Genomic DNA, 18,453 nt, shown 5'->3' with positions numbered 1-18,453 from the left:
TTAGAGCAAAGAATATATGGATTATTTAAATGACCTAAACCCGGTACAACGTGAAGCAGTAGAAAAAACGGAAGGCCCTTCACTGGTTATTGCCGGAGCCGGATCAGGGAAAACCCGTGTTTTAACTTACCGTATTGCTCACCTTTTAAACAAGGGTGTGCGTCCATATACCATTCTGGCTCTGACTTTTACAAATAAAGCCGCTCGCGAAATGAAAGAGCGTATAGCCCATATTGTTGGATCAGAACAAGCCCAGTCTCTTTGGATGGGTACATTCCACTCCACTTTTGCCAAAATACTTCGTTACGAAGCTGAGCATCTGGGTTTCGACTCCAACTTCACCATTTACGACACTCAAGATTCCAAAAACCTTCTTCGCAGCATCATTAAAGAAATGAAACTGGATGATAAGGTTTATAAAGCCAATGATGTTTTGAATCGGATTTCGTCGGCAAAAAACAATCTGGTTACAGCCATGGCCTATGCACAAAATTCTGCAGCACAAGAAATCGATGCGGCAAATCGCAGACCATTAACATCTGAAATCTATAAACGATACAGTCACCGTTGCCGTCAGGCTAATGCCATGGATTTTGATGATTTGCTTTTGCAAACGAACATCCTGTTCAAGAATTCACCAGAGGTGTTGGCAAAATATCAGGCAAAATTTAAATACATATTGGTTGATGAGTATCAGGATACCAACTATTCCCAATACCTGATCGTAAAAAGATTGGCTGAACAACATAAAAATGTCAGTGTAGTTGGAGATGATGCCCAAAGTATTTATTCCTTTCGTGGCGCTAAAATTGAAAATATCCTCAATTTCAGAAACGATTACCCCAATTACCAACTATTCAAACTGGAACAAAATTATCGCTCGACAAAGGTGATTGTTAATGCGGCTAATTCTGTCATCAAAAAAAATCAGAGTCAGATCAAAAAAGAATCGTTCTCTGAAAAGGAAGGTGGTGAAAATATTAAGGTTATCAAAGCAACGACTGACCACGAGGAAGGTTATATTATTGCCAACGATATTTTTGAAACCAAGATGCGAAATCGTCTGAAGTTTGAAGACTTTGCCATTCTATACAGAACCAATGCCCAATCCAGAATTTTTGAGGAATCGTTGAGAAAGATGAATATGCCCTACAAGATTTATGGCGGCCTGTCTTTTTATCAACGCAAGGAAATTAAAGACTTACTTTCCTATTTCAGAATGGCTGTAAATCCGAATGACGAAGAAGCCATCAAACGTGTGATCAATTACCCTAAACGAGGTATTGGATCCACAACCATTGGTAAACTTCAGGAAGCAGCAACCAGCACAGGTCAAAGTATGTGGAATATCATCTGCGGCTTGAATGAACGTCCCTACGGTTTAAATGCCGGTACAATTAGTAAACTGATGAAATTCGCAAACCTGGTTAATGGCTTTGCTATGAAAATTGAACACGAAACAGCTTTCGAATTGGCCAGCCGAATTTCTTCTGAAACAGGAATTATTAAAGAACTTTATAACGATAGATCACCTGAAGGCGTTTCCCGTCACGAGAACATTCAGGAACTATTAAATGCTATTCAAGATTTCACCCAAATTGCCTTGGAAGAAGATCGCGAAAATAAACTGGCTAATTATCTGGAAGATGTAGCCTTACTAACCGATCACGACAATGAAAAAGATGAAGATCGGAATAAGGTGACTATGATGACAATTCACTCGTCAAAAGGTCTTGAGTTTCCATACTTATATGTTGTTGGAATGGAAGAGGAATTATTCCCTTCAAAATTATCGACAAGCTCGCCTCAGGAATTGGAAGAAGAAAGACGATTATTTTATGTGGCTCTAACCCGAGCTCAAAATAAAGTGTCTTTATCTTTTGCCAAAGCTCGCTATAAATGGGGAGATATGAGTTACCCGCGCCCAAGTCGTTTTATAAAAGAAATTGATCCGCAATATCTCGATTTTGCTTACGAACAAGAACCTGAATTCTCAGGATTCGGATCAAGAATTTCTGAAAGTGATAGCAGTCACGAGCAAATGGAAAATAGAACTCGTTTTCAGCAAAAGAAAAAGCCTGAAATGCGACCTAAACTTTCACAATCGGCTCCCAGAATCAGACCAACAGTCAATACAGAGTCTAATGGTCAGTTTGAAGCCTCAGATGCCAATACAATTCAAGCGGGTATGCAAATCGAACATCAGCGTTTTGGTAAAGGGAAAGTCCTTCATTTAGAAGGCGAAGCTCCCAATATCAAGGCAACTGTATTTTTCCAAAATGTGGGACAAAAACAATTGCTTTTAAAATTTGCCAAATTAAAAATCGTTTAATTTCTATTTAGAAATACCTAAATAGATGTTCTAATGTACGTTCCATTTGCTTGGAAAGAAGAAAAACTGTACATTTGCATTGAGTTCTAAGTAATTCCGTGAATAAACTCACCATATCGGTTACCGTTTCATTATCAACAATAACTTCAATTTAAGATAATAATAACTCAGGACTCAAATATTAACTGATTTTTTCGTTTTTTTTAGTAATATTGTGTACTTCAAAACACGTTTGGGAATCAATTATATTTCAAGGTGATTATTAAAATTTAGACTTGTTGAAAAACATCAACAGGTTCCCACAAAATAAGTGATAACTGAATACAACACATCACAGTTAAAACACAACAACAGATTAAATGGATTATAATTCGAATAGGGAAAAATTATTACTCCCTGAATATGGCAGAAACGTTCAGATGATGGTGGACTTTGCCATGAAAATTGAGGATAGAGACGAAAGAAATAAGGCTGCAAAAACGATCATCTCTATCATGGGTAACATGTACCCTCACCTTAGAGATGTTAGCGATTTCAGACACAAACTTTGGGATCACCTGGCAATCATGACTGATTTCAAATTCGACATCGATTCGCCCTACGAATTACCTACAAAAGAAAAATTAGCCGAAAAACCTCAGGTTCTTCCTTACAACAATCATCGAATTAAATTTCGCCACTATGGTAAAATCATAGAATCTATGGTGAAAAAAGCGATCGAAATTGAGGATGAAAAAGAGCAAAGTGCTTTAATTTTGATGATTGCCAATCATATGAAGAAATCATATGCAAACTGGAATAAGGAAGGTGTCACTGATGAAAAAATCTTCAAAGACATTGTTGATCTGTCAAAAGGGAAACTAAACATTTCAGCCAATCTGAAATTGAGAGAAACCCACGATAAGGATTTCCAAACTAAGACTAAGAAAAAAACATTTCATAAAAATGACAACAGAAAATTCACTAAGAAGAAATAATTCTTAATGGAATCTACTGCATATTAAAAACCGGATAAATTCCGGTTTTTTTATGTCAAAATTTGAAACGCATCTTTTCTGAATTTACAGTTTTTTAACTTCACTTTTAAAAGTCCTTTTCATTATCTTTAAGCGAGTATTTAAAATATAAGACATGTAGTCTTGATTCGTTCTCTATCTGGCTTATAATCTATATACTTACAAATCATCCCGTCATAACACCAAATGATCAATTAAATGAGCACATTCGAAATAACTGGTGGCACAACACTAAAAGGTGAATTACACCCGCAAGGAGCAAAAAATGAAGCTTTACAAGTTCTATGCGCCACTCTCCTGACATCTGAAAAAGTTAGAATCCATAATATCCCAAACATACTTGACGTGAACCGACTCATTGAGCTCTTAGCTTCACTGGGAGTAAGTGTTACTCAGGAGGCAAAAAACACCTATTGTTTCGAAGCAAAAAATATCAATCTTGAATATTTAAATTCGGATGAATTTGCAAAGAAAGGCTCTTCACTTCGAGGTTCCATCATGATTATAGGGCCACTGCTGGCGCGTTTTGGCAAAGCTTATATTCCTAAGCCTGGAGGAGACAAAATCGGACGTCGCAGATTGGATACACACTTCATCGGTTTTCAAAAACTAGGAGCGGACTTTAAATACAAGCAAGGGGACAAATTTTATCGTCTTGAGGCCCCAAAACTAAAAGGAACTTATATGCTTCTTGATGAAGCTTCAGTTACTGGTACAGCCAATATCATTATGGCTGCCGTGCTTGCCGAAGGAACAACGACGATTTACAATGCAGCCTGTGAGCCCTATATCCAACAACTATGCAAGATGTTGAATTCTATGGGAGCAAAAATTACAGGAATTGGCTCCAATTTACTTTATGTTGAAGGCGTTAAATCACTTTCGGGCTGTGAGCATCGTATCCTTCCTGATATGATTGAGATTGGGAGTTTTATTGGCTTAGCTGCCATGACAAAATCTGAAATCACCATTAAAAATGTTGCTTACAAAGAACTGGGTGTTATCCCCGATACATTCAAAAAACTGGGTATAAAACTTGAAATTATTGGAGATGATATTCATATTCCAAAACAAGAGAATTATACCATTGAAAATTTTATGGATGGTTCTATTTTAACTATTGCAGATGCTCCATGGCCCGGATTGACTCCTGACCTTTTGAGTATTATTCTTGTTGTTGCAACCCAGGCTAAAGGAAGCGTTTTAATTCACCAAAAAATGTTTGAATCCCGCCTTTTCTTTACCGATAAACTGATTGATATGGGCGCTCAAATTATTTTATGCGATCCACACAGAGCTACCGTTATTGGTTTGAATCAGGAAAACAGACTTCGGGCAACCAAAATGGTTTCTCCTGATATTCGTGCGGGAGTTTCCCTGTTAATTGCTGCGCTTTCAGCTGATGGCATAAGTACCATTCAAAATATCGATCAGATAGACAGAGGGTACGAAAATATTGATCTTCGCTTAAATGCTATAGGTGCAAAAATCAGAAGAATTGACAATTAACTATTTATTAACAATCTAAATAGAGTTTATTAACTAGTTTTAAATTCATACGTAAATCATGAGGAATCTGAAAAAAAAGAATCTTCATAAAACAAAAAAACAGATCATTATGAAAAAATTAAATCTAGGTATACTAATAACATTAATGTTTTTTTCATTTTCTGTATTAGCAGGAGAACAGAATAAGAATGTTAAGGAAGGTTTAAGTATTGGGAATAAAATTCCTGAAATTTCAGCAAAATCTCCTGATGGGAAACTAATTAATCTAAGCGATCTAAAAGGCAAACTGGTACTTGTCGATTTCTGGGCTTCCTGGTGTGGACCATGCCGCGACGAAAACCCTTGGGTTGTGTCAGTTTACAACAAGTATAAGGATCAGGAATTTAAAAATGGAAATGGTTTTACTGTTTTAAGTTTTTCCTTGGATAAAAAAATCAACAGCTGGAAAAATGCCATTATGAAGGATGACTTAATCTGGGAAAATCACGTCAGTGAACTAAAAGGATGGTACTCGCCAACAGCACAAAGGTTTGGCATTAATTCAATCCCATCAAACTTTTTGATCGACGAAAATGGCATTATCCTGGCAAAGGATTTAAGAGGTGAAAAATTAGAATTGATTTTGCAACATTATCTGAAAAATTAGATTTCAAATCGGTTCAAAATATACGGGGAGTTGTTCTTATCAGAACAGCTCCTTTTTTATGAGATAAAAATCGCTATGTCCTGAAATCAATCTGATTAAACAGGTATTGTCATGAAAAATTGCCATTAATTTCTTCAAAAATCTGTAAACTTAACCGACAAGTTTTATCTTTGTGCCAATTTGTCGGGAACAAGGGCATTGGCAAACTATTTGTAAACTGTTGCCTGTAATTTTAACAAGAGTCGAGAACGGACTATACCGTCTGAAAAGACTAAAAGCAAATTTTGAATCACAAATCCAGAGCCAACTGGTAATTCATTAGAAACACACAGAAATGACAAAAGATAAAAACAAGTTAGACAAGGAAGATTTGGAAGTAAAAGATACTGTTACTCCTGAAACTGCAGATAAGGTCGCTGAAAAGGAAGACAAGACTGAAAAAAAGAAGTCGAAGAAAGAACAGAAAGCTGACGATATTGAAGAACTTGGACAAAAACTTCAGGAAATTACGGATAAATACATGAGATTATCGGCAGAATTCGATAATTACCGTAAACGGACTTTGAAGGAAAAAATGGAACTGACAAAATCAGCTGGTGAGAAAATTTTATTAAATGTTCTTCCGGTAATGGATAACTTTGAGCGTGCCTTAAAATCGGTTGATGAATCAACTGATATCGATGGTATCAAAGAAGGAATTCACTTAATATACACCAATTTCAAGGATTTCATGACCCAGCAAGGTGTGAAAGAAATTGAAGCAAACAATCTTGATTTCGATACAGATGTACACGAGGCTATTACCAAAATTCCCGCTCCTAGCGAAGACTTAAAAGGTAAAGTTGTTGATTGTATTGAAAAAGGATATTTCCTTAACGATAAGGTGATACGCTTTTCGAAAGTAGTCGTTGGAGAATAATTTTAAACAAACAAATCTGAATTAAGATGTCGAAAAGAGATTACTACGAAGTACTAGGTGTATCAAAAGATGCTACAGGTCCAGAATTAAAGAAAGCTTACCGTAAGAAAGCAATACAATACCACCCTGACAAAAATCCTGATAATAAAGAAGCAGAGGAAAAGTTTAAGGAAGCTGCTGAAGCTTACGAGGTTTTAAGTAATGATCAAAAACGTCAGCGTTACGATCAATTTGGACATGCAGGTATGAGCGGTGCAGCTGGCGGTGGCTTTGGCGGTGGCGGCATGAACATGGAAGATATCTTTTCTCATTTTGGTGATATTTTTGGCGGCGGATCTTTCTTTGGCGGATTCGGTGGTGGTGGACGGAGTTCACAACGTGTCAACCGTGGTAGCAACTTAAGAGTAAAAGTCAAACTAACTCTTCAGGAAATCGCTAACGGTGTTGAAAAGAAAATCAAGGTTAAGAAGCATGTTGAGTGTAAGGATTGTAATGGATCCGGAGCTGAAGGCGGTTCTTCGCACTCTACCTGTACTCAATGTAATGGTAGCGGACAAGTCACTCGTATTCAGAATACCATTTTGGGACAGATGCAAACCAGCGCAGTTTGTCCATCCTGTAATGGGGAAGGTAAAATCATCACTCACAAGTGTAAATCTTGTGCGGGTGAAGGAATCGTAAAGGACGACGAAGTTATTACAATTAACATCCCGGCTGGTGTTGCCGAAGGCATGCAACTATCAGTAAGTGGTCGTGGTAATGCTGCTCGTCGCGGGGGTGTGAATGGTGATTTGTTAATTCTGGTTCACGAAGAAGAACACCCGGAGCTTATCCGCGATGAAAATGATCTATTATATAACCTTTTTATCAGCGTTCCGGATTCAATTTTAGGAACTGCCGTTGAAATTCCAACGATAGAAAATAAGGTGAAAGTAAAAATTGATGGTGGAACACAACCTGGCAAGATCCTTCGCTTACGCGGAAAAGGTTTACCAGATATTAATGGTTACGGTCGTGGCGATTTATTGGTTAAAATAAACGTTTGGGTTCCAAATAAAGTAAGTAAAGACGAACAAAAACTACTTGAAAAACTTCAAGCTTCAGAATCGTTTAAACCTAACCCTAGTTCACAAGAAAAAAGCTTCTTCAAAAAAGTGAGAAACTTTTTTGACTAAACAAAATATCTAAGTGTGAATCCTCCAGAACCATCTGGGGGATTTTTTTTATCCTGATTTTTAAAGACATCATCTATTGCATTTGCCTTTATATCGATTTTCTACTAAACACTTGTAACTTTTCGGTATTTTGTGCACTAATTAAAAAAACACATAACTAATTACTAACTATCAATAATAAAAACCCTCTTTAATTCATTTTCAACATGGCGTTTTTCGAAGCAAAAAATATTATAAAACAGTATGCCGGACACACAGCTTTAAGTGGCGTGAGCATATCTGTTCCTGAAGGAAGCATCTTTGGTCTTTTAGGCCCCAATGGCGCAGGTAAAACAACACTCATTCGAATAATCAATCAAATAACAGGCCCTGATTCAGGTGAAATTTTCTTCAATGGTGAACCTCTAAAACCTGAGCATGTGCACCATATCGGCTATCTACCGGAAGAGCGTGGCTTGTATAAAAAGATGAAAGTTGGCGAGCAATCCATCTATTTGGCTCAGCTTAAAGGCATGAGCAAACAAGACGCCACGGCTAAACTTCAGGCATGGTTTAAAAAATTCGATATTCTTGAATGGTGGGACAAAAAAGTTGAGGAGCTTTCTAAAGGTATGGCTCAAAAAATCCAATTTATTACCACCATCCTTCACGAACCTAAGCTCTTGATTTTCGATGAGCCTTTTAGTGGTTTCGATCCGATAAATGCCAATCTACTAAAAAAAGAAATTCTGGAACTTCGCGATAAAGGATGCACCATTATCTTTTCAACTCATAATATGGGTTCGGTTGAAGAAATTTGCGACCATATTGCCTTAATTCATAAATCAGAAAAAATTCTTGATGGATCGTTTGAAGATATAAAAAAGCAATACCGTACGCATACTTACACTATTTCATTTAACGGTGAACTGGAAAAGCTTAAAGCAAATTTATCGGATGATATTGAGATTATGGAACATCAGTCTGGAAAGGAATTTGAATCCTTAAAATTGAAACTAAACAATGGAACAAGTTCAAATGATCTACTTTCACAAATCCTCCCTCATGTCGAGCTTGTTTCATTCAACGAAATCATTCCAAGTATGAACGATATTTTTATTCGCGTTGTGAATGAAAAGAATCTAAGTTTAGACATGGAATAAACATCTCCTCTTTTAATAGATAAAATAATTCAATTTCATTCCGATACTATCGGACATACAGATAAATACAATGAACAAGATATTAATCATTATTCAACGTGAATATTTATCACGAGTTAAAAAGAAATCTTTTCTTCTACTAACCTTCCTTACACCTATTTTAATTGCTGGGATTTATGCTTTCATGATCTGGATGATGATGAAAGATGATACCGAAAAAAGAACCATTGGTGTCATTAACGAATCGGAGCTGGTAGAACCTGTACAATCTAAAGACTACACAACATTTGAGTATCTTCCTAACACCAGTTTTGAAGAAGCCAAAAAGATGCTGGATACAAAGGGATATTACGCGCTTTTAAAAATTCCTAAAGACATTATGGAATCGCAATCAGCCGAATTATTTTCTTTCAAGCAGGTGACAATGGAAGTTAAATCAGAGGCCGGATCACAAATTCGCAATTATATCGAAGGCATCAAACGTTCGAAAATTATTGCCGAAGCAAACATGCCTGACTTGGAACAAAAATTAGCCGAAACAAAAACACCCATCTCTGTCAAAACGATTAAGTTTGGTGAAGACGGTGAAGTTAAGGAAAGTTCGACTGAAATCGCCATGGGACTAGGGTTTGCCATGAGTTTCATCATTTACATGTTTATTTTCATGTATGGTGTACAAGTAATGCGTGGTGTAATTGAAGAAAAAAGTAATCGTATTATTGAGGTAATTATCTCGTCAGTAAAGCCTTTCCAATTAATGATGGGAAAAATTGTTGGCGTAGCAATGGTCGGTCTCACTCAATTCCTAATGTGGGTAATATTAACAGGAGCTATTATTACTATTGGAAGTGCTATTTTCTTACCCGGACTCGATTCTGAAACCATACAACATGCATCTTCGGTAAGTGACTTACAAAGCGCCGGACAAGGTATAAACCAAGCTCAACTGGATATGATGCACGAAGTGCTTGGTACATTCGACATGGGCTATATTTTTAGCATTCTTGGTGCCTTTGTCTTTTTCTTTTTAGCGGGTTATCTATTGTACTCAGCCCTTTTTGCAGCTGTTGGTTCCGCCGTAGATAACGAAACCGAAACACAACAGTTCATGCTGCCTATCTCATTACCCCTGGTACTTGCTTTATACATTGGCATGGCTGTAGCTAAAAATCCTGAAGGAAGTTTGGCCTTTTGGGGATCAATCATTCCACTCACCTCTCCTATTGTAATGCTGGTGCGTATTCCTTATGGCGTACCCGTGTGGGAATTATTATTGTCAATGACCCTATTGGTTGCAAGCTTTATTTTTGTAACCTGGGTGGCTGCAAAAATCTACCGTACAGGTATTTTAATGTATGGCAAAAAAGTTTCCTACAAAGAGATTTGGAAATGGTTAAGATATCATAGATAACTTATAAAATTGATGATGTGAAACTTAAAAAACATCAGACGATTAAAAAAACTACCGATTTTAATTTAATGCCTCGTTTCAAACGGGGCATTTTTTTCTATGCACACGATCTAAATTTTGATATTTTTGTAACATGATAACATACGACGAACCATTATTCCGCCCGCCAAGTGAGGCTTATTCACTCATATTACAAGTCAGCTTGGGCTGTGCCTGGAACAAATGTGCTTTTTGTGAAATGTATAGCAGCAAACAATTCCGTGTTCGACCAGAAGCAGACGTCTTTGCCGAGATTGAATCGCTTTCACCTTACTCCGATCAAATTCGAAAAGTATTTTTAGCCGATGGAAATGCCATGGTTTTATCCTTCGATAAGTTAAGCCGCTTATTGGATAAACTGAATGCTAGTTTCCCAAAACTCAATCGCGTTTCGGCTTATGCTTTGCCTCGTGATATTGAATCAAAAACAGAGGAAGAATTACAAATTCTAGCTGATAAAGGTTTAAAATTACTTTATGTTGGTATTGAGTCCGGCGACGATGAATTACTTCAAGTCATCAACAAGGGAGAAAATTTTAAAAGAACAAGCCAAGCCTTACAAAAAGCGAGACAGGCAGGTATCAAGTTATCGGTTATGATATTAAATGGCCTGGGAGGGCAAAAATTCTCAGAACAACATGCGATCAACTCAGCCAAACTTGTGAATGAAATTCAACCTGAATTTTTATCAACTTTGGTTTTAAGCTACCCTTACGGAGAAGACCATTTCAAACAAAAGTTCGACGATGAATTTATTCCTCTAAACACAATTGAGTTGATTGCCGAGATGAAAGTATTTATAGAAACACTGAAACTTAATAACACGGTCTTCCGCAGCGATCATGCTTCAAATTATCTCATCCTAAAAGGTAATCTTAGCAGAGACAAAGAAGAGCTTTTAAATCGAATAAATGGCGTACTAAACGATCCTGCTAATGCAAAACTCAGACCCGAATGGATGCGTGGATTGTAATCTGAAATAAAGACAAAAAAAAAGCGATCAAATTTAAATTGATTGCTTTTTCTATATCTGTAACTTAATATCCTAGTTTGAAAATTCTTTGACAAGTTCTAAAAAGACAAAGACAACTGGTCCTACCAACAAAATCGCATCAAAACGATCGAGAATACCGCCATGTCCTGGTAGAATCGTTCCTGAGTCCTTTACATTGATACTCCTCTTAAACAAAGATTCTACCAAATCGCCTAAGCCACCAACAACGGCAACAATAAGGCCAATTGACAACCATATTAATAAGCTCAACTCCTGACTGAAATATGAGCAGGCCCAAGCCGCTAATAAAGTCGCAATGCCTCCGCCAATACTTCCTTCCCAGGATTTTTTAGGAGAAATCCGTTCAAACAATCTGTGTTTCCCAAAATTAACCCCAACCAAATAAGCTCCTGTATCGTTTATCCAAATCATGATAAACAAGCCCATTACAATATCAGGTCTGAATTGCTCAACTCCATTCTGCAAAGCCAGATAAATAAGCAATGCAAAAGGCAAAGCCACATAAACAACACCCAACAAGGTATATGCAATATTCGTAAAAGGATTTTCCTTTTTACGATACAGTTCAATAATAAAACTTAGGAATGTCAGGAAAATCAATAACTGAAACAGAACTGTTTTCCCACAATAAATATGCGACGCTACTGCTCCAAACAATAGTACAACAGCTATCAAACCTGTAGCTATCTGAGGAGAGGCTTTGGCCTTTTTTACCAAACCATAAAATTCATAATTTGCTAAAAGAGCTATACCCATAAAGGTCGCAATAAAGCCTACAGGGTGAATGTATATCCCCGCAATTAATACAATTACAAATAATACTGCTGTAAATACTCTTTTAAAAAAATCCCCCACATGAATCTTATTAGTGCAACCCCAAAAAATTAAGTCGCCAATTTAAACAAAAAATAGCTAAGTTGTCAACTCTCATCGACAACTTAGCTTTAAAATATTTGATATCAGAAATTAAACAGCCTTAGAATTGTTTTCTTCTTCTGATCGTACATCTTTTGTTGGTTCTTCAGTTGGAAGTATTTTAGTTTCTTCAACCTCAGATGATCCAAAATCTCTCTTTCCAAAAATTGCTTCCAAATCTTCGCTAAAAATTACTTCGCGTTCCAATAACAACTGGCTCACTTTTTCATGACCTTCCTTGTTATCTATAAGAATTTGCTTGGCTCTCTTATAAGAACTTTCAATCATCACTTTAACTTCCTCATCAATAAGCTCAGCTGTTTTTTCACTATAAGGCTTAGAGAACCCATAGTCAGACTGTCCTGTCGAATCGTAATAACTTACATTTCCAACTTTGTCACTCATCCCAAAAATAGACACCATAGCCATAGCTTGCTTGGTTACTTTTTCCAAATCGTTTTGAGCTCCTGTTGAAATTTTACCAAAAGTCAATTCCTCAGCTGCACGTCCTCCAAGAGCAGAACACATCTCGTCAAGCAATTGCTCTTTAGTCGTGATACTTCTTTCCTCCGGCAAATACCAGGCAGCACCTAGTGCTTTTCCACGTGGCACGATAGTCACCTTAACCAATGGATGAGCATATTCTAATAACCAGGAAATTGTTGCATGACCTGCTTCATGATAAGCAATGGTCTTCTTCTCATTTACTGATATAATCTTGTTCTTTTTCTCTAAACCTCCAATAATACGGTCAACAGCATCAAGGAAATCCTGCTTTTCAATAACGTTCTTTTTCTTACGAGCAGCAATCAAAGCCGATTCATTACAAACATTAGCAATATCAGCTCCTGAAAAACCCGGTGTTTGCTTCGCTAAAAATTCACTTTTTACCGAATCATCTAATTTCAATGGTCGTAAGTGAACGTTGAAAATTTCTTCACGCTCATTTAAATCTGGTAATTCAACATGAATCTGACGGTCGAATCGACCGGCACGCATCAATGCTCTATCCAGAATATCAGCACGGTTGGTCGCTGCAAGAATAATCACACCTGAATTGGTATCAAAACCATCCATCTCAGTCAACAACTGATTCAATGTATTCTCACGCTCATCGTTAGCGCCCATATTCGGATTCTTTCCTCTGGCACGACCGATAGCATCAATCTCATCGATAAAAATAATACATGGAGATTTCTCTTTGGCTTGCTTAAACAAGTCTCGAACACGACTGGCACCAACACCCACAAACATCTCAACAAAATCAGAACCTGACATGCTGAAGAAAGGTACATGTGCCTCACCAGCAACTGCTTTAGCCAAAAGAGTCTTACCTGTTCCCGGAGGGCCTACAAGTAGAGCTCCTTTAGGAATTTTCCCTCCTAACTGAGTATATTTTTCAGGATATTTAAGGAATTCTACAATCTCCTCAACCTCCTGTTTAGCCTCAGCCAAACCAGCAACATCCTTAAAGTTTGTTTTAATGTCTGACTCCTTATCGAAAACCTTAGCTTTTGATTTACCAACATTAAAGATATTACCACCTCCAGCACCACCGCCGGCACCTTTGCTCATTCTTTTAAATACAAAGAACCAAATGGCAAGGATTATCAGAATAGGAAATAAGAAGCCGATAATATCTCCAAAATAATCTTTGTGATCAACATATTTTACAGCGACACGATCTGCCTCGGGCATTAACTCCTGAGCCTTTTCCAAATTCTGTTCGAAATTCTCAATCGATCCAATCGTAAAGAAATAATGAGGTCCTGCTTTTGATGGTGAATCAAAAGAATTAGAGAATAAATCAGGATATTTATCCAAACTCGCATCCTTAATGTAAACATTCACATTACCCAGATTACGAACAATCTCAATTTTTTCAATATCATGATTACGCAACATTTCAACTTTTACCTTGTGCCAACTCGTTTCTTTTGGATTTTGCTGGTAAGTAAAATATTGAATGGCTAAAAAAGTAAGGGCTATTATTCCATAAATCCAATAAGCATTAAACTTAGGTGGTTTCATCATATTAGCAGGTCCTTTTCCTTTCTTATTAGAAGGAGGAGGCGTATTAGGCATTTTCTTTTCTGTCATTATATTTTTGTCTAATTCTATTTGTATTAATTAAAGAACATCTGAAAAATGCGTGATTTCCGCATCAGCCCAAAGCTGCTCCAGTTGATAATAATCACGATATTCTTTTTGGAAAATGTGAACAACTACATCGGCATAATCCAGAAGCATCCATTGAGCATTCTGTGAACCTTCTTTTCGCCACACCTTTTCCTTTATTTTTTCTAATGTTTCATCTTGAACATGATCAGCAAGCGAAGAAACATGCGTATTTGAAGTTCCATTACAAATAACAAAATACTTACATACCGCACCACTTACATTTCTTAAATCAACACTTACAATATCTACAGCTTTTAAATCTTTTAACGCTTCAATAATCGTATCGACTAATTTTTCAGGTGAATGTTCTCTTTTTTTAGTCATATATTAATTTTAATCTTACAAAGATAATTTTTTTTTAAGTCTATTATTAATAAAGCAAACTTTAGATTTACCCAGATCTGATAAAAACGGAGTTTGAAGTCTTAGAAATTAAAATCTTCCTCTTAATTTTGTATCAAAATCATATTTAAATCAAATTATGCCAAATTTATTTCTCCCGGAACGAATTATACGTGTCAATCAACTTGATTCGACGAATTCGCATGCCCTGCAACTTCTTAAAGATACCAATCCGTCAGGTGGTACTGTCGTTATGGCATTAAATCAGACAGAAGGCCGCGGACAACAAACAAATATCTGGGAAAGTGAAAGTGGCAAAAACCTTACCATTAGTCTTATTCTTCGTCCCGACTTCATTCAGGCTCAGGATCAATTTCAAGTTTCAATGATTATTTCATTAGGCGTTTCTGACTACTTAAATACTTATTTAAAGGATGTTAGCGTTAAATGGCCAAATGACATTTATGTTGGAGATAAAAAAATAGCCGGTATTCTCATCGAGCAATCTATTATGGGAGCTTATCTGTCACATTCGGTATGTGGCATTGGTTTAAATATCAATCAATACAAATTTATTTCTGATGCTCCCAATCCTGTTTCTCTAAATATACTGACTAAAAAAGAATACGATCTGGAAGTGGAATTACAGAAGCTTTTAACTGCTATTGAGAACCGATACTTTCAATTGTTTAATCAAGGAGCCGAAGTTTTGGAACAAGATTACCTAAAGTCCTTGTATTGGATCAATGAAGAACATTCTTTCAGAGATGATGAGGGACCGTTTTTAGGGAAAATTATCGGCATCTCAGAATTTGGTCAACTTCAAATTGAGGATGAACAGAAAAAAGTGAGAACCTATAATTTTAAAGAGGTGAGCTTTTTAAAATAGCCCACCTCATTACTTCTACAACTCAACAGTAAGCTTCAAACTTATATTTCGTCCCGGATTTAAATAAGCGAAAGTTTTTAGTGTTGATAAATGATCGGTATATTTTTCGTTAAAAATATTATCGGCAGACAACTCCAAACTAGCTTTATACTTCCCTAATTTTAAATCTGTACCCATTTGTATTTCAAACAAATTGTAAGCATCCGTCTTCGTTTCGAACATGGCTGGATGATTTTGATTAAAAACATGTTTCCATGACAAATTCAGAAATGGTGAATCTAAAAGCTTTGAGCCTTTAAAAATAAATCGCAATGAATTGTTCAGCTTGTGCTGAGGTACAAACGGAAGACGTCCCCCATTGTCAAACTTCGAAATAACCATTGCATAGTCCGAATGAAATTTCAAAAAACGAAATGGAACCACATTAACAGCCAGTTCGCCACCGTAAAGCTTAGCATTTTGTTGCCCGTATTTATACACAAAACCTGTTCCTTCCGGTGATATTTCATCGGTCGGTGCCAGATAAATAAAGTCATAAACCCGATTATAAAATAAAGACAGATCAATATTATGCTTTTGCGTATGATAGTGAAGACCCAAGTCAGATTCTATACTTTTTTGAGGATCTAAATTAACATTACCTTCTTCGAACCGATTCCCATGCATACCGTGTTGCGACAATTCTGCCAAATTGGGAACCCGATAGGCACTGGCAATATTGGTTCGCAAAAGCACATCATCTGAAACGTGAAAAGTCGTTCCGATTGATGCATTCAGATTATTAAATCTCCGATTGATGTGTACCATTTCTTCATGCTCCTCAGGCGTCTCAACCTCACTGTGAGAGTGCCCTCCGGCTTCCTGCTCGGGCACATAAAGAGCTCTGGTATCATATCGAAGTCCCAACTGCCATTCCCAAAGCTTAAGCTCCTTTTTATAAAGTGCAAAAACAGAAAAATCATCAATATTGGCATCGGGGATAATGCGATTGGGTGCCTCATGGTTTCGATTCGTTTGATGCATCCCCTGAATCCCAAGCAAAAACTCTGTCCCATCCGAAGTCGGGAAATAAAACTTCCCATCGTATGTTAAGGTATTTAAATCCATATCTACCAATCGAAAAATGTCCGATTGGGGATTCCCATTCAACCTGCGTTGATTAAATTGGTATGCTACATTTAATTCAAGTTTGAAGTCACCTATAAAAAGTCGATTTCGCGATGCAACTAAGTGCTGAGATAAATCCTGATACCAAAATCGGTTCTTCGATAAACCCTCTTTCACTAATGGAATTGATTCTTCGTTTGTCATGCCCAATTTTGGGCTTAAATAGTCGTAATAAATCTTGAAACTACCATAACTCCTGAGCAAACCCAATCCCACTTGTAAGCCCGTTGAATTAAAGCGGGTGTTGGGAATATAATCACCATCACCATCCTTATAATCGTGATGAGACTGCTGATTAGCTCTAAACATCCAAAACCAATTTTCCCGACTGCCTTTCACACCAATATTTCGATTAAACCCTTTCGTGACACTATAAAATTCGGTACTGACATCTGCTTTAATTGTGTTGGCCGGAGCCGGTTTTTCACGCACAATATTTATCACACCACCCATAGCATCAGAGCCATATAATAAGGAGGCTGGCCCTTTAATTACTTCAATATGATCAACCCCCTGATCGTTTACCAAAAACGGATGATCAACCGAAAATTGAAAATTTTCCAGTCGAACACCATTATTCAGAAAAATCAGATTATTAAGCGACAAACCCCTAATAACAGGCGAACTCACTCCCGGACTTCTTGAAATAAGATCGACACCCGGGATACTTGCCAGTTTCTGTCCCAGAGATGGCGTAAGCAATCGATCGAATTCCTGTTTAGACATAACAGATATTTTTATTGGATTCTCGTGTTGCGAAGATGGAAAGCCCCCGGAAACAACCACATCCTGAGTGGTAACGGATGTAAAAACAAGATTTGTGTTCAAATTTAAGTCAGAGTCTTTTAACTGGAGTTTTTTTATAACCGTTTCATAGCCCATATAAGAAAATTGAACCGTGAAACTCCCATTAGGCAAAGCATCTAATTGATAAGAACCATCGGCTTGGCTCAAAGTCCCTTTCTGAAGTTCAGGAATAAAGATACTAACACCGGCCAAACCATTTAAATCATTTTGATCGGAAACAATACCATACAGCTTATTCTTTTTCAATACTGACGAAGCCAACGTCACCTGTGGCAATAGGATTAATAATGCCAATATATAACGAATCATATTTGCAATTTCTTTTTTATAGAACATAGAAAAACAAGCACAACTGGTGGTTTTAAAACCAATACACTCGCGCATTCCGACCAATAGAATAGTCAGAAAATTGAGACCATAAGTATCAGATGCCAATGCCTCAGGGGATGACACAAATTAATACTGAAAACTAAAAGCAGGAGAAAATTCATCACTAAACTATCTCTGGGAAAGTGACTTTAAGTCGCCAGTATGATCTCTTAAGCAAAAAGATTTATTGCATATGGAGGTGCTCTAAGGCTATACCCTAGTTCGTATTCAAAGGAATTTGCCTGGTAATAAGCAAGCAGGTATGATTTTAATTCAATGGCTACAACCGGAGGAATACAGATTATATCCGAAGCCACAAAAAAGAAATAATCAAAATCTAAGATGTCACAAACATCCTGAATGTCGGAATTTTCATGCTGACACGAATAGCTATGATGCTCGTGGTTAGGAAACATCAAATGCTCAGCCTTTATTAATATAGGGAGAGTAAAGGCCAGTGCCAGTAGCCAAGCCAGAAAATGATATTTGCTATTTTGATTCATAGAATCACAAATCTAAACAATAAAAATTAGCAAACAAAAAAGCTATTGATCAAGTCAATAGCTTTACATATATCTG

At 36.9% G+C, this 18,453-nt stretch carries 15 protein-coding genes; 10 read left to right on the top strand and 5 right to left on the bottom strand.

Features of this window, described 5'->3' with window-relative positions; all coding sequences use genetic code 11:
• Positions 1–16: 16 nt before the first annotated feature.
• The 9 genes from EO244_RS03155 (at position 17) to EO244_RS03115 (ending at position 11,162) form a co-directional block, all read left to right on the top strand.
• The gene (locus EO244_RS03155) at positions 17–2,332 is read left to right on the top strand and encodes an ATP-dependent helicase (RefSeq protein WP_129252849.1); all 2,316 of its coding nucleotides are present in this window, start codon (positions 17–19) and stop codon (positions 2,330–2,332) included.
• 359 nt (positions 2,333–2,691) lie between these two features.
• Positions 2,692–3,309 (top strand): DUF4290 domain-containing protein, encoded by a 618-nt coding sequence (locus EO244_RS03150; RefSeq protein WP_129252847.1) that lies wholly within the window; start codon positions 2,692–2,694, stop codon positions 3,307–3,309.
• A 237-nt stretch (positions 3,310–3,546) separates the two neighbouring features.
• Positions 3,547–4,857 carry a UDP-N-acetylglucosamine 1-carboxyvinyltransferase gene (gene murA / locus EO244_RS03145; RefSeq protein WP_129252845.1) on the top strand — a complete coding sequence of 437 codons (1,311 nt, stop codon included), beginning with the start codon at positions 3,547–3,549 and terminating at the stop codon, positions 4,855–4,857.
• Positions 4,858–4,966: 109 nt separating this feature from the next.
• Positions 4,967–5,503 (top strand): TlpA family protein disulfide reductase, encoded by a 537-nt coding sequence (locus EO244_RS03140; RefSeq protein WP_164977391.1) that lies wholly within the window; start codon positions 4,967–4,969, stop codon positions 5,501–5,503.
• Positions 5,504–5,837: 334 nt separating this feature from the next.
• On the top strand, positions 5,838–6,422 hold the full coding sequence (locus EO244_RS03135; protein WP_129252841.1) for a nucleotide exchange factor GrpE: 585 nt from the start codon (positions 5,838–5,840) through the stop codon (positions 6,420–6,422).
• A gap of 26 nt (positions 6,423–6,448) precedes the next feature.
• Positions 6,449–7,597 (top strand): molecular chaperone DnaJ, encoded by a 1,149-nt coding sequence (gene dnaJ, locus EO244_RS03130; RefSeq protein WP_129252839.1) that lies wholly within the window; start codon positions 6,449–6,451, stop codon positions 7,595–7,597.
• A gap of 206 nt (positions 7,598–7,803) precedes the next feature.
• Entirely contained in the window at positions 7,804–8,739 is a 936-nt protein-coding gene (locus tag EO244_RS03125) for an ABC transporter ATP-binding protein (protein ID WP_129252838.1), read from the top strand.
• Positions 8,740–8,809: 70 nt separating this feature from the next.
• On the top strand, positions 8,810–10,150 hold the full coding sequence (locus tag EO244_RS03120; RefSeq protein ID WP_129252836.1) for an ABC transporter permease: 1,341 nt from the start codon (positions 8,810–8,812) through the stop codon (positions 10,148–10,150).
• A gap of 133 nt (positions 10,151–10,283) precedes the next feature.
• Entirely contained in the window at positions 10,284–11,162 is an 879-nt protein-coding gene (locus EO244_RS03115; protein ID WP_129252834.1) for a radical SAM protein, read from the top strand.
• Between the two features lie 72 nt (positions 11,163–11,234).
• Here the strand turns inward: EO244_RS03115 and EO244_RS03110 are convergent, their stop codons facing one another.
• The 3 genes from EO244_RS03110 to rsfS all read right to left on the bottom strand — a co-directional run bounded on the left by EO244_RS03110 (position 11,235) and on the right by rsfS (position 14,624).
• The gene (locus tag EO244_RS03110) at positions 11,235–12,059 is read right to left on the bottom strand and encodes a phosphatidate cytidylyltransferase (protein WP_164977390.1); all 825 of its coding nucleotides are present in this window, start codon (positions 12,057–12,059) and stop codon (positions 11,235–11,237) included.
• Between the two features lie 111 nt (positions 12,060–12,170).
• Entirely contained in the window at positions 12,171–14,219 is a 2,049-nt protein-coding gene (gene ftsH / locus EO244_RS03105; RefSeq protein WP_206734472.1) for an ATP-dependent zinc metalloprotease FtsH, read from the bottom strand.
• A gap of 30 nt (positions 14,220–14,249) precedes the next feature.
• Complete coding sequence (gene rsfS, locus EO244_RS03100; protein ID WP_129252831.1) at positions 14,250–14,624, bottom strand: ribosome silencing factor; 375 nt, start codon at positions 14,622–14,624, stop codon at positions 14,250–14,252.
• Positions 14,625–14,781: 157 nt separating this feature from the next.
• On the opposite strand from rsfS, the gene EO244_RS03095 reads away from it, so the two are divergent.
• Positions 14,782–15,531, top strand: coding sequence for a biotin--[acetyl-CoA-carboxylase] ligase (locus EO244_RS03095; RefSeq protein WP_129252829.1), 750 nt, complete (start codon positions 14,782–14,784; stop codon positions 15,529–15,531).
• Between the two features lie 15 nt (positions 15,532–15,546).
• Here EO244_RS03095 and EO244_RS03090 read toward each other — a convergent pair whose 3' ends face one another.
• Entirely contained in the window at positions 15,547–17,958 is a 2,412-nt protein-coding gene (locus tag EO244_RS03090; RefSeq protein WP_129252827.1) for a TonB-dependent receptor, read from the bottom strand.
• Positions 17,959–18,044: 86 nt separating this feature from the next.
• A complete protein-coding gene (locus EO244_RS03085; protein ID WP_129252825.1) occupies positions 18,045–18,377 on the bottom strand; it encodes a hypothetical protein in 333 nt (110 codons plus the stop codon).
• Positions 18,378–18,453: the final 76 nt, after the last annotated feature.

It is taken from the genome of Ancylomarina salipaludis (assembly GCF_004122035.1).
In the GTDB taxonomy this organism is placed as follows: domain Bacteria; phylum Bacteroidota; class Bacteroidia; order Bacteroidales; family Marinifilaceae; genus Ancylomarina; species Ancylomarina salipaludis.
The sequence above is the reverse complement of the archived record's forward strand: the minus strand, read 5'-3'. Positions and strand labels throughout refer to the sequence as shown.

What these genes read in the sequence shown, in the direction of transcription:
- EO244_RS03125 (WP_129252838.1), top strand. Translation starts at nt 7,804, where the DNA reads ATGGCGTTTTTCGAAGCAAAAAATATTATAAAACAGTATGCCGGACAC.
- EO244_RS03095 (WP_129252829.1), top strand. Translation starts at nt 14,782, where the DNA reads ATGCCAAATTTATTTCTCCCGGAACGAATTATACGTGTCAATCAACTT.
- murA (WP_129252845.1), top strand. Translation starts at nt 3,547, where the DNA reads ATGAGCACATTCGAAATAACTGGTGGCACAACACTAAAAGGTGAATTA.
- ftsH (WP_206734472.1), bottom strand. Translation starts at nt 14,219, where the DNA reads ATGACAGAAAAGAAAATGCCTAATACGCCTCCTCCTTCTAATAAGAAA.
- dnaJ (WP_129252839.1), top strand. Translation starts at nt 6,449, where the DNA reads ATGTCGAAAAGAGATTACTACGAAGTACTAGGTGTATCAAAAGATGCT.
- EO244_RS03150 (WP_129252847.1), top strand. Translation starts at nt 2,692, where the DNA reads ATGGATTATAATTCGAATAGGGAAAAATTATTACTCCCTGAATATGGC.
- EO244_RS03135 (WP_129252841.1), top strand. Translation starts at nt 5,838, where the DNA reads ATGACAAAAGATAAAAACAAGTTAGACAAGGAAGATTTGGAAGTAAAA.
- EO244_RS03140 (WP_164977391.1), top strand. Translation starts at nt 4,967, where the DNA reads ATGAAAAAATTAAATCTAGGTATACTAATAACATTAATGTTTTTTTCA.
- EO244_RS03115 (WP_129252834.1), top strand. Translation starts at nt 10,284, where the DNA reads ATGATAACATACGACGAACCATTATTCCGCCCGCCAAGTGAGGCTTAT.
- EO244_RS03085 (WP_129252825.1), bottom strand. Translation starts at nt 18,377, where the DNA reads ATGAATCAAAATAGCAAATATCATTTTCTGGCTTGGCTACTGGCACTG.
- rsfS (WP_129252831.1), bottom strand. Translation starts at nt 14,624, where the DNA reads ATGACTAAAAAAAGAGAACATTCACCTGAAAAATTAGTCGATACGATT.
- EO244_RS03155 (WP_129252849.1), top strand. Translation starts at nt 17, where the DNA reads ATGGATTATTTAAATGACCTAAACCCGGTACAACGTGAAGCAGTAGAA.
- EO244_RS03120 (WP_129252836.1), top strand. Translation starts at nt 8,810, where the DNA reads ATGAACAAGATATTAATCATTATTCAACGTGAATATTTATCACGAGTT.